Here is a 14,530-nt window from a genome sequence, read left to right as displayed (position 1 = left end):
CGCGGCACCCCATCCCCCCGGGTGTCGTGTGCGGGCCCCCATATCGGCACGACCCATACCGGCACGATCCGCCGCCGTACCCCTCCGCCCGAAGGGCCGGTACGGCGGCTTCCGTTGCCCGCACCAACCCGCACACGCACGCACGAACCGACCGCACGGGGAAGGTTGAGGGATGTGGCACACAGAGGTGAACTTCCGGCGCCCCGCGGGACGAGGTCCGGGCCGATGAGCGCCACAGTGGCGGCCGAAGGGGTGCGCGCCGTCTCCCGGGGCGGCACCGCACGCGAATTCACGGCGCGCATCGGGCTGGTGGCCCGCGGCGTGCTCTACGTACTGACCGGGCTGCTGGCCGTACGCGTCGGCCTCGGCACCAGCGGCGGCCGGGAGGCGGACCGGCAAGGCGCCTTGCAGGAACTGGCCGGGAAGCCGATGGGCCCCTTCCTCGTCTGGGCCGTCGGCATCGGTCTGGTCTGCATGATGCTGTGGCGGCTCTCCGAAACGGTGTTCGGCGCCGCCGGCCCCAAGGGCGACGCGGCGACGAAGCGGCTGGCCTCGGCGGCACGGGCCGTGTTCTACGCCGTCGCCGCCTACTCCGTCCTGTCCTTCGCGGCCGGCTCGGGCGGAACCCGCTCCGGCGACGAGCAGTCGAGGGACGTGACGGCGAAGGTCCTCGGCTGGCCCGGCGGTCAATGGCTGGTCGGCGCGGTCGGCGCGGCCCTGGTCGTCGGCGGCGTCGTCATCGCCGTACGGGCCGTTCGGCGCGAGTTCCGCAAGCACATGAACCTGGGCGGCCTCTCCCCGCAGTGGCGCCGGGCCGTCGAACTGCTCGGCGTGGCCGGCGGTGTGGCGCGGGGCACGGTCTTCGCCGCGGCGGGCGGTTTCGCGGTGCACGCCGCCGTGCGCTACGACCCCGCGCAGGCGAAGGGCATGGACGACACCCTGCGCACCCTGACGCAGACCCCGGCCGGGCCGTGGCTGCTGGTGGCGGTGGCCGTCGGTCTGATGCTGTTCGGGGTGTTCTCCTGGGCGATGGCCCGCTGGCGGGAGGTCTGAGCGCGAGGGTTCCTCCGCTGCGTCCGCGTCCCCCGGCCGGTTCGGCCGGGGGACGCGGACGTTCGGGCGCCGGGCCCGGGCCTCGGTTCACGGCATCAGGTCATGTAACCGGGGCTCCCTTCCGCGCCGCGGGCCTCGTCGGTGGTAGCGCCGCGGGCCTCGTCGCTGGTCGCGCCGCCGGCCGGGCCGCCGGTGCCCCCGCCCATGGCGGCCTTGGCCTGGCCGGCCGTTTCCCGGCCGGCCCGGCGCAGCTCCTCGGCCGTCTCCTGTGCGGCGTCCCCGGCCTGCCCCTGGGTGGTGGAAACGGCTTCCTGCGCCGCGGACTTGACGGATTCGACCGCCTCGGCGGCCGGTCCGCGCAGCTCGTCCTTGACGTCCTGGGCCGCCTCCAGGGCCGTCTGCTTGACGGGCTCCAGCAGCTCCTGTCCGTGCTCCCGCAGTTGCCGGCCCGCCCGTTCCTCCGCTTCGGTGGTCGGCAGCAGGCCCCCTGCGAGCAGGCCGGCGCCGAAGGCGATGAGGCCTGCGGCCAGGGGGCTGCCCTGCGTCTGCCGCCTGGCCTGGGCGGGTGCCTGCTGGAAGGTCTCGGTCATGCCGCCCACCGCCTCGCGGGCGGTGTCCGCCATGTTCTCCGCGGCCTGGCCGGCACTGTCGGCGATGCCTTGCGCGGTCTCGTACGCCGTGCCCATCACGCGCTCCCTCGCACCGGTCAGGCCCCGTCGCACCGAGCTGATCCGCCGCCGCGCCATCCGGCGCGGGGCCATCTTGTCGGCGAGGAGGTCGACGTTGCGCGCCAGGTGGGCACGCCGGTACTCCACATCGCTTCTCAACTGATCGGGTGTCGCGCCCATCGGACGTCCTCCTTCACCGTTTCCACGGTCTGCTCGGGCTTGAGGTTGACGGTGCGCAGCTGGGCGCGTCCGTTGACGTAGAGGACCGCTCCGGCGACGGCCCAGACGCCTGTGACGATCAGCGCCGCCCAGGCGATGTCCATGGCGTGGGCCAGTGCGAAGACGATCGTCAGGCTGCCCAGCAGCATGGTCAGGTGGCCGGCGTAGCCCGCACCGCCCAGCATCCCGGCGGCCTTGCCCGCCTTCGCCGACTCCTGTTTGATCTCGGCCTTCGCCAGTTCGATCTCGTCACGGACCAGGTGCGACAGGTCCGCGCCGATCTCGCCGACCAGGTCACCGATCGACGGTTCGGTCCGCGGCTCGGTCGCGCGCCGTTCCGCCGTGGTCCACCGCGGTGGCACCGACGGGGCCGGCGGCCGTTCGTGGGCTGAGATGGCCACGGTCAGCCCCTTCCCGTCGGAGTGGCGCCGTCGGTTCCCGGCGGGGAGCCCGGGGGATGGACCGGCGGGGCGGGGGCGCCCTGCGGGGCCGGGGTGACGTGCGGGGGCTGCGACTGACCGTAGGTGTCGAGCGGATCGGCGTACACGCCCCGGTCCGCGCCCGGCGTCGTGCCCCTGTCCTCGCCCGTGCCGTCGGTAGGGGGCGGCCCGGAGGCCACCCGGTCGCGCTCCGCGGCCGGGACGGCCCGGGGGCCGGTGCCGGTTCCGGTGCCGTTACCCGATCCGGAAGGCGGCGCGGAGTTGAGCCCCTGCACCACGCGCGCGGCGGCGAAGCCCGCCAGCGCGGCGCCGGCGAGGAACACACCGGGACGGCGCCGGGCGAAGGTCTGGAGGTCGGTGACCAGGCCTTCGGGACCCCGCACTTCCATGCGGTCCGCGACCTGGCGGCCGCCCTCCGCCACCCGGCCGACGAGCTGGGCGGCGGGTGAACCAGCCGGACCGTTCTCACTCATCTCGCGCAGCTCGTCCGAGAACCTGCGCACGTTCCGGGCGAGCCGACCGGTCTGGGATCCTGCCTGGTCCCGGAGTTGGCCCTTGAATTCGCCGATGAGGTCCCTGGCCTGGCTCGCGGCCTCGCCGACGACGTTCGCCGCCTGTTCCTTGGCGGTCCGGCCCACCTCGGCCGCTTTGTCGCCGGCCAGCGCGGCGCCGTCCCCCAGCGCCTCCTGGGCCGTTCGCGCTACCGCCGCCGACGTGCTCTCCGGTCGGCGGCCCGTGTCCTGGATGTCAGTCAAGGCTCCTCCTCATGAGTCGAAGCGTTCGATCGGTGTCTATCCGGCGCGTACCCGACCGATCGGAACAAACCCCAAATGATGACAAAAAAGACATATTCCACTCAGGGTGGAATCGGCGCCGAAACGGGTAGCAGAACCGTTCAGCACTACACACGAACGCGGAGGGGTGCGTGATCGGTGATGGCCGACTGCAAGACCCCCGACTACCGCACGGGCAGGCGCGGGCGCCATTGGACGCACGCCTTGCGCAGCGCGCAGCGAGCCGGGGCCGTGATCGTCACGGATGACACCGGGGAGTCCGTCTCCTACTCCCACACCGACAGCGGCCCCGGCCGCCTGCGGCCCTGGGTCAGCGTGGAGGGGGTCCGGTACGACAGCTACGAGGTACACCCCGAGTGGTGACCCGCTCGCCGGCACCGGCGAAGCGCGGAAGGAACCGAAAGGGCCCGCCCCTGACGGGACGGGCCCTCGTTCCGGCAGCGCGCGTACGCGCTACCAGCGGTACCAGCGACCGCCACCGCCGCCGCGCGGTCGGGCCACGAAGCCGATCAGCCAGATCACCAGGACCGCCAGGGCGATCCACCAAAGGATCTTGACGGCGAACCCGGCGCCGAAAAGGATCAGCACGAGCAGTAGGACGAGAAGCAGCGGGACCATGGTCATCACCCTCCGGCTGGCGCGGTCGGCCAGGGACTCGGCGTCTTCCCGCGGCGGCACCGCCCATGCGCGCTCTTATGAAATTCTTATAAACGGTTTCCCGCTCAGGCCCCGCGAGTTCAGGGCCTCAGGCCGTGGACAGGGCGCCGCGACCGTGCCAGTCGAGGCAGACCACCAGTGCGTCGTCGTCCGCGTCGCGGTCCCGGTAGTCCCCGAGCGCCCGGAGCACCGCCGCGGGGACGTCCGCGGCGGGCAGCAGGCCGGCGGAGGCGATCGCCCGGGCCAGCGCATGCTCCTCGTACGGCTCGCCACCGGGCGAGGAGGCGGCGTAGACGCCGTCGCTGACGAAGACCAGACGGTCACCGGGCAGGACGCGGAATTCCTGGAGCGCGTACTCCGACTGGTCGAACATGCCGAGGGGGAACTGGGCCTCGAAGGGGATCCGCTCCACGACCTTGTCCCGCTGGCGCCACAGGTGCGGCGAGCCGGCGTCGACGACCTGGACCCTGCCCGTGGCCAGCTCGAAGGAGAGCAGGAGCGTGGAGACGTACGCCTCCCCGCGGTGGGCGGCGTACAGGGCCTGGTCGGCCAGGGCGGCCTGGTCCGCGATGCCGACCCCCGCGCGCCGGGCGTTGCGCAGCGCGTTGACCGCGAGGTTGGTCAGCAGGGCCGCCTGGATGCCCTCGCCCATGCCGTTGGTGATGGTGAGGGTGAGGTTCTCGGCCGTACTGGCCCAGTCGAAGTTGTCGCCGTGGATGGCGTAGGCGGGCTCCAGCTGGGCGCCGATGGAGTACTCGGCCCGCGAGCAGGCACGGGCCGGCAGCAGCTGCCACTGCATCTCGGCGGCCAGGGTGAGCCGGCTGACGCGGCGGGCCTGGAGGTAGATGTCGGTGTCCCGCTGGGCGACGAGGACCTCGTGCCCGAGCAGCCCCGCGATCTCCGCGAGGTCGTTGCGGGTCTCAGGGGTGGCAAGTTCGGCGGGCAGGGACACCGAGAGGATGCCGAACCGGTCCCCGCGGACGCTCACCGGCAGGTGCAGGACGACCATGCCGGGGCCGGCGTCCTCCTGACAGGGCACCTGGCTGCAGAAGGCCCGGCCGGCGACGGTGGTGTGGACGGACAGGCCTTCGGCGGTCCGGGGCACGGCGGTGACGGGGTGCAAGGTGGCGAGGCTGTAGTCGGCCACCAGCAGTTCCACGGCATGGGCCCCGTAATGGGTGGCGAGGGCGGAGCGTGCCGCCTCGATCAGTGCATGCGGGGCGGCGGCGCGCAGGGCGCGCTCGACAGCCAGGAAGTTCGTCATCGTCGGGTCAGGCTCTCTTGGGAATCACAGCGGTTTGAGGGCACGGCGGTGGGGAGAAGTACGGTTGCAGGACCAGCGTCGGACGTAGGGGCATATCGGGCAAGACTGGCTGAGCGGCGGCCCGGGCGACGGCCGGGAACTGCCGCGATGGCTAGGACAGGGTGCGGGATGACACAGTAGGCCAATGCCTCCGTCCGGCCCTCCCCCCGACCACCTCGCGACCGCGCACGCCCTCGGCACGGTCTCGCAGCTGCTCGACGTGCTGTGGGCGCGCGGCCAGGAGGCGGCGGCGACGGGGGCGGTCCCGCCGTCCCAGCTGCGCGCGCTCTTCGTCATCGAAGGGAACCAGGGCACCAACCTGCGGGCCCTGGGCGAGGCATTGGGCTCCCGCGCCTCGGCGGTGAGCCGCCTGTGCGACCGCCTGGAAGCCGTGGGCCTGCTCCACCGGACGGCGAGCGCCCACAGCGCGCGCGAGATCGAGCTGCACCTCACTCGGGCCGGCCAGGACACCCTCGATCAGATCCGCGCCTTCCGCCGGCGCGAGGTGACCGACGTACTGGCCTCCCTGTCTCCCGTGCAGCTCGCCGCGCTCGCCGACGGACTCGCCGCCTTCGAGGAGGCCGCCGGGGCCCGCATGGGAGCCCCCCGCCGGGATCCCGGATCCCCGGCCGCCGTCGCGGAAACTGCCTGAGCGGGTACCCGCCGCGCGCCGGCCCCGGAATCGGGGCTCCCGGTACGCGCGCCCCCACCAGCGATTGTTGCCATGTGGAAACTATATCGCTAGCGTGGGCAGCCTGGTCGTGCATCAAGGCCGGAACTGCGCCTGTCCACCGGCGAGGTGGAGCTGCCGCAGAACCCGAAGCGAGTGACGACCACGAGGTCGGCCTCGCGCAGCCAATGAGAGGCCCTCTGTGCCGACGACTCGTATCCATCATCTGAGCAACGACCTGTTGAGCGTGACCACCGTCCGGACGGAGACCGCGTGGGTCATCACGGTCTGCGGAGAGGTCGACCTCGATACCGTCGAACCCCTGCGGCGCAGCCTGGCGGCAGCGGCTTCCCCCCGGCAGGCCCTGCCCCTCCTGCTGAACCTGAGGGACGTGCGCTTCGGCGATTCGGCCCTGGTCAACACCCTGCTGGGGGCCCGCCTGCGCCTCGGCCCCGACCGGCTCAGCCTCGTGGACCCCGCACCCTGCGTGGTCCGGCTGCTGCGCCTGACCGGACTGGACGCCCACTTCGCGATCGGCCCGCGCCCGGCGGCCCGTCCCGTACCGGACTCCGTCGCGGGGTGCACGCACCTCCCCTGACCCGGGCGTCCACCCCGGCACGGGAGATCGGCCGCCGCCGGAAATGGTGCGGCCCTCAGCGGGTAGTCGCACGTCATGACCGACGTGAACCCGAACGAACAGCAGCCCGACAAGGACGTCGCCGACTGGGTGACCGGTGACGAGCCGGCCACCGGCCCCCAGCTGAGCTACCTGCACACCCTGGCCCGGGAAGCGGGCCGGGACGTGCCCGAGAACCTCACCAAGGCGGAGGCCTCCCGGCTGATCGACCGCCTCCAGCAGGCCTCGCCGCGGACCGCCGCCCCGCAGGGGACCGTGCCCGGCACCCCCGCCGACGAGGCGGCCACCCGGCCCGGCGACACGGAGAGCCCCTGACCGCAGGGCCGTGACCGGGGGTCCCGACCTGGAACGCCCGACTGGGAGCCGCAATGGGCGCCGTTGCCGAGCTGCGCGCCGCGGAGCACCGACTCACCCGGCGCGTGGCCGGCTGGGACTCGTTCTGGACGCGCCGGCTGCTGCCGGCGGTCGAGGACGCGGCCCAGCACACCAAGCTGTGGTGGGGAGTTGCCCTGCTCCTGGCGGCTACCGGGGGCCGGCGCGGGCGCCGGGCCGCGGCGGCGGGCCTGACGGCGATGGCGGTGGCCGAAGTACTGTCCAACGGCGTCGCGAAACGCCTCGTCCCCCGGGACAGGCCGCCGACGGAATGGTTCCACGCGGACGAGGTGCGGGACCGGCCCGACTCCTCGTCGTTCCCCTCGGGTCACACCGCCGCCGCCGTCGCCTTCACCGCGGGCGTCGCCGGGAAGTGGCCGCGAGCCGGTGCGCTGTGCCTGGCGGCGACCGTCGCCGTCGCCGTCGAACGGGTCCACAGCGGGGCCCACTACCCCAGCGACGTGGCGGCCGGCGCGGTCATCGGCCTCGTCTCCCGGGCCCTGCCCCACGCCGTGCCCGCGGCCTTGCGCCGGGTGTGGCGGATCTTCCCGCCGCCGGCACGGCCTTCTGCCATGCCTCAGTGGGCGGGGCGGCCGTGGCCTTCGTGGCGGCCATCGGCGCCTTCCTCGTTGAACCAGTAGTCCCCGGCGGCGAGGTAACGCCTACGGGCCTCCCCTGCCACGGCGACCGCGGTTCGGGTGGCGTCCGCCGCGGCGGCGACGGGGCGTTCGGGGCGGTCCTGACGGGGCTGGCGTTCGAACACGACAGGCTCCTGACGAAGCTGGGGGTGGGATCTCCCCCATGATGGCGCCGCACCCCGCGTCCCGCAGGTCGAGGCGGACCCGCCCCGCGCGGGGCGCCGTCCCCGGATGCGGCGCGCGTCGTTCCGTGGCAGCCCGAACGGCCCCGCGGCGCGGGGCGCGCCGGGAGCCGTAGGTCGGGGCCGGGGCCGGGACCGGCTCCGGGTCGCGTCCCCGTTCAGGACGCCTTGCCCGTACGCCCGAGGCCGATCGCCACCAGGGCGGCCGCGGCGATCACCATCACCGCGTCGATCAGCAGGACCGTGTGCACCCCGTCGAAGAGGGAGGCCCGCGTGGTGGCGAGGACACCGAGGAGCGGGATTCCGATGGTGATGCCGACCTGCTGCGTGGTGGTGACGAGGCCGGTCGCCAGGCCCTGTTCCTCGTCCGGGACGCCGCTCGTGACGGTCAGTCCGTACGAGATGATCGCGCCGAGGTGGAACATGCTGGCCACCGACACCGCGATGGTCGCCACGAGCGCGCCGGACTCCTCGCCCACCGCCAGCAGTGCCGCCGTGAAGAGGCCCTGGCCGAGCAGCGAGCCGATGAGGGTGCGCCGGGCCCCGAGCCGGCCGATGACCTTCGGCGCGTACGAGCCGGCGAGGGCGGACGCGACGCCCTGGACGCCGAAGACCAGGCCCGTGCTGAGGGAGGACAGCTCCAGGGTCTCCTGGAGGTAGAGGGTCAGGACGAACACCACCGTGGACATCATGGAGAAGGTGACCAGACCGCCGACGTTGCCCCAGGCCACCGTGCGGCGCCGCAGCATCGGCAGCGACACCAGCGGGGCGGGCGACTTCGACTCGACCGCGACGAACGCGACGAGCAGGGCCACCGCGACGACGAGCGTGCCCCACACGTCTGCTCCGCCGAAGCCGCGCTGGGCCGCCGTCGACAGGGAGTAGATCAAGGCGAGGAGTCCGCCGGTGACGGTGACGGCGCCGGGTACGTCCAGCCGGGGCCTGTCCGGGGTACGCGATTCGGGCAGCAGCCCCGGGGCCAGGAGGAGCACGATCACCGCGGTGGCGGCGAGGAGTCCCATCGTGGAGCGCCAGCCGAGGGTGTCGGTCATGACGCCGCCGAGGACCATGCCGATGGTGAATCCGAGGGACAGCAGCGTGCCGGAGATCCCGAGCGCCTTGTCGCGCAGCGGCCCCTCGGGAAACGTGGTGGTGAGCAGGGACATGCCGGTGGGCACGATGACCGCCGCACCGAGGCCCTGCAGGGCCCGCCCGGCCAGGAAGGACGCCGGGTCCCAGGCCGTCGAGGCGAGCAGGGAGGCGGCGCCGAAGAGGACGAGGCCGGTCAGGAACAGCTTCTTGCGCCCGTAGAGGTCGGCGATGCGGCCGAACAGGAGGAGGAAGCCGCCGGACGGCAGGGCGAAGGCGGTGACCGCCCACTGGAGGGCGGACCGGCTCAGGCCCAGGTCCTCGCCGAGGACCGGCAGGGCCACGTTCAGTACGGAGAAGTCGAGGGCCACCATGAACTGGGCGGCGCAGAGCACGAAGAGGACGAGCTTGGCCCGGCCGGTCAGCCGGTCCTCGCGGCGGGCCGTCGTCACGTCCGGCCCGGTGGTTGTCACTTGGGTATCGATCGCCATGACCACCACCCTGGTGGCCCGGGAACGGCCGTGGAGAGTGGGAACTTATGCTGTTGGTGGCACCACCAGGCAGCCGACAGGGGGAGTGAGTGGCTACACCGATCGAGCAGCACCGCCGTTCCGAGCTGCGGGAGTTCCTGATGAGCAGGCGGGCCAGGGTCAGCCCGACGGACGCCGGACTGCCGGTCGGCGGGGGCCGCCGCCGGACGCCGGGCCTGCGCCGCGAGGAGGTCGCGGTGCTCGCGGGAGTCGGGGTGTCCTGGTACCAGTGGCTCGAACAGGGCCGCGACATCACCGTGTCGCCGCAGGTTCTGGACTCCGTGAGCAGGGTCTTGAAACTGACCAGCGCCGAGCGCCGGCACCTGTACGTGCTCGCGGGGCTGAACCCGCCCGCCCTGGCGGTGGCGCCGGGCGACCAGGACATGTGCGACGGGCTGAAGCGGCTGATCGACGCGTGGATGCCGTTCCCCGCGCACATCATGGACGCGTACTGGAACACGGTGCTGTACAACGACGCCGCGTCGATGGTGCTCGGCATGCGCCCGGAGATCGTGCAGAACTGCCTGATCGCGTTCTTCACCGATCCCGTCTACAAGGCGCGGTCCCGGCACTGGGAGGAGAACGCCGGCGCCGTGGTCGCGCAGTTCCGGGCGGCCTGTTCGGAGTTCCCCGACGACGACGGGTTCCGCGCCGTCGTCGAGGAGGCCAGGGAGCTGAGCCCGGAGTTCGCCGCCCTGTGGGACCGGCGGGACATCCGGCCCGGCGGTCAGCTGCAGAAGCAGCTGGAGCACCCGGTCGTGGGCACGCTCCACGTCGAGTCGACGCAGCTGCGGGTCCCGGCCCGTCCCGACCTGGCGATCGTGCTGCACACGCCGCTGCCCGGCACCGGCACGGCGGAGAAGCTGGAGTGGCTGAGCTCGCCGGAGGGCCGGCGGGGCTCGATGTACCCGGTCGCCGGCTGAGCCCCGTCCGGCTCGCCGGCGACGGCCGGGCCGGGCCTTCCTACCGGTCCGGACCTTCGTACCGGTCCTGCTCAGCCGGCGTGGACGTGCGGGCGGCGGTGCCGGTCGGGTTCGGCCTCGCGGATGACCTCGCGGGTGACGGGGGCCACCTCGCCCTGGCCGAAGAGGAAGAAGCGCAGGAAGTTGGCCATCGGGTTGCCCTCCGTCCACTCGAAGTAGATGTGGGGGCGCTGCCCCGTCTCGTCGCGTACGTGCAGCAGCAGGGCGGCCAGGGCGTTGGGGATGCTGGAGCTCTCCAGGGTCAGGACCCGGTAGCGGCCGTGCAGCACTTCGCCGCGCACCCTCAGCCCGGACTCGAACTCGGACGCGTCCAGGACGGTGACCTCCACGAACATGACGTCGTCGCCGGCCGGGATGTCGTTGTCCTCGTGGATCTGCGCGGCCTTGTCCCGGTACTCCGCCTGGTCGCGGCTGCCGGGCTCGTTGGCGACGAAGCGGATCGTGCGGTTGGCGGTGTCGCGCACGAACCGCTGCGCCATGTCGTCGAGTTCGACGTCGGTGACGCGGAGCTCGAAGACGCGGGCGAGGCGGGACAGCAGCGAGAGCGCCATGATGCCGGCGATGAAGCAGGCGCCGATCTTCACGCCGTCGGGGCGTTCGAAGACATTGACGGCGGTCGTGTAGAGGAGGACGGCGGAGATGAGGCCGAAGCCGATGGTCCAGCCGCGCTGGGCCGCCTTGCGGGCGGCGATGGTCACGGCGACGGCCGCGGAGGTGATCAGGACGAGGACGCCGGTGGCGTACGCCCCGCCCTGCGCGTCCACGTCGGCGTCGAAGAGCCAGGTGACGAGGAACGCGATGAGGGTGAACACGATCACCATCGGGCGCAGCGCGCGGGCCCAGTGCGGGGCCATGCCGTAGCGGGGCAGGTAGCGCGGCATCAGGTTGAGCAGTCCCGCCATGGCCGAGGCGCCGGCGAACCACAGGATGAGGATGGTGGAGACGTCGTAGACCGTGCCGAAGGCGGAGCCCAGGTGCTCGTGGGCGAGGTAGGCGAGGGCACGTCCGTTGGCCTCGCCGCCCGGCTTGAAAGCGTCGGCGGGGATGAGCAGGGTGGTGATGAAGCTGCTGGTGATGAGGAAGACGCTCATGATCACGGCTGCGGTGGTCAGGAGCTTCTTGGTGCCGCGGATCCGGCCGGCCGGCTTCTCGGGCGTGTCGTCCTCGTCGCCCCGGACGTGCGGCATGACGGCGACACCGGTCTCGAACCCGGACATGCCGAGCGCGAGTTTCGGGAAGACGACGAGCGCGATGGCGATCATCATGAACGGGTTGCCGTGCTCGGTGGTCAGGGCGTGCGACCAGTCGACGATGACGTGCGGCTGGGAGAGCACCTGCCACATGCCGACGCCGATGACAACGACGTTCAGGGCCAGGTAGCTGCCCACCAGGACGACGGCCACGCCGATGGCCTCGCTGAACCCCTTGAGGAACACCGCCCCGAGCAGGGCGACCAGGAGCAGTGTGATGACCACCTCGTGGCCGTGCAGGGTGCCGGTGAGGTGCGGGTTCTCGACCAGGTGGGCGGTGGCGTCGGCGGCCGAGAGGGTGATGGTGATCAGGAAGTCGGTCGCCGCGAACCCGAGGAGGGTCAGGACGAAGAGCTTGCCCTTCCAGAAGGAGAGCAGCCGCTCCAGCATCGCGATGGAGCCCTCGCCGTGCGGGCTCTCCTCGGCCACCCGCCGGTAGACGGGCAGGGCGCCGAAGAGGGTGAGCAGGACGAGCACGATGGTCGCGACCGGCGACAGCAGGCCGGCGGCGAGGGCGGCGATGCCGGGCTGGTAGCCGAGGGTGGAGAAGTAGTCGAGACCGGTGAGGCACATCACGCGCCACCACGTGCGGCCTTCGTGTTCGGCGTGCGCCTGCTGCTTGGTGCGGTCGGTCAAGCCTTCCAGCAGCCACGCGCGCAGGCGTGACGTGCGGGCAGGGGTGGCCATGGTGGGGGGCTCCTGTCGTGCGCATGAAATCAGCCATCTGCATCGACGGCTGAGCCAGCGTACGCAGCCTGAACACTTATGCCCGCTTCTAGCACGATCCTGACGCCTTCTTAACGCGAGAGATCGCCGGACCCCGTCCCGGACCGCCTCAGACCGTGTCTTCCAGGAAGCCGCCCGACTGGTGCTGCCACAGCTTCGCGTACGCGCCGTCCGCGACGCGCAGCTCGTCGTGCGTGCCCTGCTCGATGATCCGGCCGCGGTCCAGGACCACGAGCCGGTCCATGGTGGCGACCGTGCTGAGGCGGTGGGCCACCACGAGGGCCGTGCGCCCCTCCATGAGCCGCCACAGCGCGTCCTGGACGAGGACCTCACTCTCGGAGTCCAGGGCACTGGTCGCCTCGTCGAGCAGCAGGACCGGCGCGTCGCGCAGGATCGCGCGGGCGAGGGCGACCCGCTGGCGCTGGCCGCCGGACAGCTTCACACCCCGCTCGCCCACCATGGTGTCGAACCCCTCCGGCAGCGCGTCGGCGAACTCCGTGACGTGCGCCGCCCGCGCCGCGCGGCGGATGTCGGCGTCGGTGGCGTCCGGCCGGGCGAACGCGATGTTCTCCCGCAGCGTGCGGTGGAACATCGCCGGGTCCTGGGGCACGTAGGCGATCAGGCTCCGCAGGTCGGTCTGGCGCAGCCGGCTGATGTCCTGCCCCCCGATGAGGATCCGGCCGGCGTCGATGTCCGTCATGCGCAGCAGCAGCCGGGTGAGCGTGGTCTTCCCCCCGCCCGACCGGCCCACGAGACCGATCTTCGATCCGCCGGGCACGGCCAAGTCGAGGCCTTCGAAGAGCGGCCGGGCACCCGCATGGGTGAAGGTCACCCGTTCGAAGCGCACGTCGGCCCCGGACCCGGCACCGGACCCGGCCCCGGACAGCAGCGGCTCGGGGCGCGGCGGGTCGAGCACGGTCGGCCGCACCAGGAGCAGTTCGGTGAACTGGGCGGCCTCCGTCATCGAGCTCTCCAGACGGCGGTAGATCTGGTTGAACTCGAACATGATCCGCGTCGCGTTGGAGTAGTAGGTGAAGGCGACGACGACCGCCTCCACTCCGTGCCCTTGCCCGGCGAGCGCGACGGCGAGGAGCAGGCCGAGCGCGTTGGTCAGTACGGACATCGGCGCGACCAGCGTGTCGATGCGCAGGTTGCCGTAGTCCCAGGAGCGCAGCATGAGCCGACGCGACTCGGCGACCCGCGACCGGTGTTCGGCGGCCTCGCGCTCCTCGGCGCCGAACGCCCGGATCGTGTCGATGTTCATCAGGCTGTCCGCGACGTGGCCCGAGACCCGGGCGATCGCCTCCTCGCGCTCCCTGACGAGGGACTGGCGGCGGCGGATCAGGGGCGTCACGCCGAAGGCCGTCAATGTGATCATCGTCAGGAGGACCATGACGAGCAGCGGCTCGTAGTGCCAGAGCACCACGGATCCGAAGGCGAGCGGCACGAAGCTGCCCACGACCGAAAAGGTGAGCGTGTCGACGAGTTCCTCGAAGCGGGACGCGAAGCTCAGGACCCGCTTGGTCAGCGACCCGGCGAAGTTGTCGTGGAAGAACGCCGCGTCCTTGGCGAACAGTTCGTCCATGCCGATCACGTAGAGGCGCTCGATGCCGCGGGCGTCGAGGCGGTTCAGGCAGTGCAGTCCGATCCGCCACAGCGCCTCGGCGAGCAGCAGGGTGCCGGCGAAGCCGAGCACATAGGGCAGCATCGGGCGGATGCCGGTGCCGGTGTGCCCCGCGATGCGGCCGATGAGCTTCGCGACGACCAGGGGGGCGATGTAGTTGATGCCGATGTTGCCCAGCGCCGGGAGCAGCATCGCGGGGGCGGTCAGCCACTTGAGGCGGGCCAGCTCCCGCCCGTAGTAGCGGAGGGCGAGGAGCGTTGCGCCCGCACCCGGTGAACCTTCACGTAATTCGTGCGATTTCATGTCGAGCCCTGCGTTGTGGGACGGGCGGCCAGGAACCGCAGTGTCCTGCAAGGACGGCCGGGCAGTCCAAGCCTTTTCCCCGCCGCTCGCCGCTGTGCGTCTCCGTGCGCCGCGGTGCGTCACCCATGCGCCGCGGTGCGCCGTACATCGCCCCGCGCGCCCAGCGGGCGCCCCCGAGCGGGGTCACCGCCGGACCCTGCGCCTGTGCAGATGGAAACGGTTTGAACGGACGGGGCACGAAGGCGCCCACCCGGGCACCCCGCCCCGGCGGGTGGGACGGAGGACCGCCTCTTGTATATCCCTACAAGAGGGGCCAGCTGACCAGCCAAGTCATTTAGGGGTTCGGTGACTTTCGCCCAGAGGGCCCGCCGGATGTACTTGCGCTATTCCGC

The 14,530-nt window shown here is 72.2% G+C and carries 15 protein-coding genes; 7 read left to right on the top strand and 8 right to left on the bottom strand.

What is annotated here, in order from left to right:
- Positions 1-225 precede the first annotated feature (225 nt).
- Entirely contained in the window at positions 226-1,053 is an 828-nt protein-coding gene (locus ACIA6C_RS22360; protein ID WP_399278245.1) for a DUF1206 domain-containing protein, read from the top strand.
- 95 nt (positions 1,054-1,148) lie between these two features.
- On the opposite strand, the gene ACIA6C_RS22355 is transcribed toward ACIA6C_RS22360, so the two are convergent.
- From ACIA6C_RS22355 to ACIA6C_RS22345, 3 genes are read right to left on the bottom strand one after another with little or no spacing between them, the layout of a single operon-like run.
- The gene (locus ACIA6C_RS22355; protein WP_399278244.1) at positions 1,149-1,901 is read right to left on the bottom strand and encodes a DUF3618 domain-containing protein; all 753 of its coding nucleotides are present in this window, start codon (positions 1,899-1,901) and stop codon (positions 1,149-1,151) included.
- The gene (locus ACIA6C_RS22350) at positions 1,877-2,341 is read right to left on the bottom strand and encodes a phage holin family protein (RefSeq protein ID WP_399278242.1); all 465 of its coding nucleotides are present in this window, start codon (positions 2,339-2,341) and stop codon (positions 1,877-1,879) included. The genes ACIA6C_RS22355 and ACIA6C_RS22350 overlap by 25 nt, the downstream gene beginning before the upstream one ends.
- Before the next feature lie 2 nt (positions 2,342-2,343).
- On the bottom strand, positions 2,344-3,135 hold the full coding sequence (locus tag ACIA6C_RS22345; RefSeq protein ID WP_399278240.1) for a hypothetical protein: 792 nt from the start codon (positions 3,133-3,135) through the stop codon (positions 2,344-2,346).
- A gap of 180 nt (positions 3,136-3,315) precedes the next feature.
- Here ACIA6C_RS22345 and ACIA6C_RS22340 point away from each other — a divergent pair, with 180 nt between their 5' ends.
- Positions 3,316-3,537: a hypothetical protein gene (locus ACIA6C_RS22340; protein WP_399278238.1), complete on the top strand. Its 222-nt coding sequence runs from the start codon at positions 3,316-3,318 to the stop codon at positions 3,535-3,537.
- Positions 3,538-3,627: 90 nt separating this feature from the next.
- Here ACIA6C_RS22340 and ACIA6C_RS22335 read toward each other — a convergent pair whose 3' ends face one another.
- Positions 3,628-3,798 carry a hydrophobic protein gene (locus ACIA6C_RS22335; protein WP_399278236.1) on the bottom strand — a complete coding sequence of 57 codons (171 nt, stop codon included), beginning with the start codon at positions 3,796-3,798 and terminating at the stop codon, positions 3,628-3,630.
- 121 nt (positions 3,799-3,919) lie between these two features.
- Positions 3,920-5,095, bottom strand: coding sequence for a PP2C family protein-serine/threonine phosphatase (locus ACIA6C_RS22330; protein WP_399278234.1), 1,176 nt, complete (start codon positions 5,093-5,095; stop codon positions 3,920-3,922).
- Positions 5,096-5,279: 184 nt separating this feature from the next.
- Between ACIA6C_RS22330 and ACIA6C_RS22325 the strand changes: the two genes are divergently transcribed.
- From ACIA6C_RS22325 to ACIA6C_RS22310, 4 genes are all read left to right on the top strand, one after another.
- The gene (locus ACIA6C_RS22325) at positions 5,280-5,786 is read left to right on the top strand and encodes a MarR family winged helix-turn-helix transcriptional regulator (RefSeq protein ID WP_399278232.1); all 507 of its coding nucleotides are present in this window, start codon (positions 5,280-5,282) and stop codon (positions 5,784-5,786) included.
- Positions 5,787-6,006: 220 nt separating this feature from the next.
- Positions 6,007-6,402, top strand: a complete 396-nt coding sequence (locus ACIA6C_RS22320) for an STAS domain-containing protein (protein ID WP_399278230.1) — start codon at positions 6,007-6,009, stop codon at positions 6,400-6,402.
- A gap of 75 nt (positions 6,403-6,477) precedes the next feature.
- Positions 6,478-6,756, top strand: coding sequence for a DUF3072 domain-containing protein (locus ACIA6C_RS22315; RefSeq protein ID WP_399278228.1), 279 nt, complete (start codon positions 6,478-6,480; stop codon positions 6,754-6,756).
- Between the two features lie 53 nt (positions 6,757-6,809).
- Positions 6,810-7,454, top strand: coding sequence for a phosphatase PAP2 family protein (locus tag ACIA6C_RS22310; RefSeq protein WP_399278226.1), 645 nt, complete (start codon positions 6,810-6,812; stop codon positions 7,452-7,454).
- A 337-nt stretch (positions 7,455-7,791) separates the two neighbouring features.
- Here the strand turns inward: ACIA6C_RS22310 and ACIA6C_RS22305 are convergent, their stop codons facing one another.
- Positions 7,792-9,213: an MFS transporter gene (locus ACIA6C_RS22305; protein ID WP_399278224.1), complete on the bottom strand. Its 1,422-nt coding sequence runs from the start codon at positions 9,211-9,213 to the stop codon at positions 7,792-7,794.
- A gap of 140 nt (positions 9,214-9,353) precedes the next feature.
- Between ACIA6C_RS22305 and ACIA6C_RS22300 the strand changes: the two genes are divergently transcribed.
- On the top strand, positions 9,354-10,175 hold the full coding sequence (locus ACIA6C_RS22300; RefSeq protein WP_361132952.1) for a helix-turn-helix transcriptional regulator: 822 nt from the start codon (positions 9,354-9,356) through the stop codon (positions 10,173-10,175).
- Between the two features lie 71 nt (positions 10,176-10,246).
- Here the strand turns inward: ACIA6C_RS22300 and ACIA6C_RS22295 are convergent, their stop codons facing one another.
- Complete coding sequence (locus ACIA6C_RS22295; RefSeq protein WP_399278222.1) at positions 10,247-12,172, bottom strand: amino acid transporter; 1,926 nt, start codon at positions 12,170-12,172, stop codon at positions 10,247-10,249.
- A gap of 148 nt (positions 12,173-12,320) precedes the next feature.
- Positions 12,321-14,138, bottom strand: coding sequence for an ABC transporter ATP-binding protein (locus tag ACIA6C_RS22290; protein WP_399278220.1), 1,818 nt, complete (start codon positions 14,136-14,138; stop codon positions 12,321-12,323).
- Positions 14,139-14,530 lie beyond the last annotated feature (392 nt).

The organism is Streptomyces sp. NPDC051578, from assembly GCF_044454045.1.
Lineage (GTDB): Bacteria > Actinomycetota > Actinomycetes > Streptomycetales > Streptomycetaceae > Streptomyces.
Note: the sequence above shows the minus strand (reverse complement) of the source record. Positions and strands in the feature narration are given on the sequence as shown.

Coding starts and splice junctions, on each gene's coding strand:
- ACIA6C_RS22360 (WP_399278245.1), top strand. CDS start 226: ATGAGCGCCACAGTGGCGGCCGAAGGGGTGCGCGCCGTCTCCCGGGGC.
- ACIA6C_RS22355 (WP_399278244.1), bottom strand. CDS start 1,901: ATGGGCGCGACACCCGATCAGTTGAGAAGCGATGTGGAGTACCGGCGT.
- ACIA6C_RS22340 (WP_399278238.1), top strand. CDS start 3,316: ATGGCCGACTGCAAGACCCCCGACTACCGCACGGGCAGGCGCGGGCGC.
- ACIA6C_RS22335 (WP_399278236.1), bottom strand. CDS start 3,798: ATGACCATGGTCCCGCTGCTTCTCGTCCTACTGCTCGTGCTGATCCTT.
- ACIA6C_RS22330 (WP_399278234.1), bottom strand. CDS start 5,095: ATGACGAACTTCCTGGCTGTCGAGCGCGCCCTGCGCGCCGCCGCCCCG.
- ACIA6C_RS22325 (WP_399278232.1), top strand. CDS start 5,280: ATGCCTCCGTCCGGCCCTCCCCCCGACCACCTCGCGACCGCGCACGCC.
- ACIA6C_RS22315 (WP_399278228.1), top strand. CDS start 6,478: ATGACCGACGTGAACCCGAACGAACAGCAGCCCGACAAGGACGTCGCC.
- ACIA6C_RS22310 (WP_399278226.1), top strand. CDS start 6,810: ATGGGCGCCGTTGCCGAGCTGCGCGCCGCGGAGCACCGACTCACCCGG.
- ACIA6C_RS22305 (WP_399278224.1), bottom strand. CDS start 9,213: ATGGCGATCGATACCCAAGTGACAACCACCGGGCCGGACGTGACGACG.
- ACIA6C_RS22300 (WP_361132952.1), top strand. CDS start 9,354: ATGAGCAGGCGGGCCAGGGTCAGCCCGACGGACGCCGGACTGCCGGTC.
- ACIA6C_RS22295 (WP_399278222.1), bottom strand. CDS start 12,172: ATGGCCACCCCTGCCCGCACGTCACGCCTGCGCGCGTGGCTGCTGGAA.
- ACIA6C_RS22290 (WP_399278220.1), bottom strand. CDS start 14,138: ATGAAATCGCACGAATTACGTGAAGGTTCACCGGGTGCGGGCGCAACG.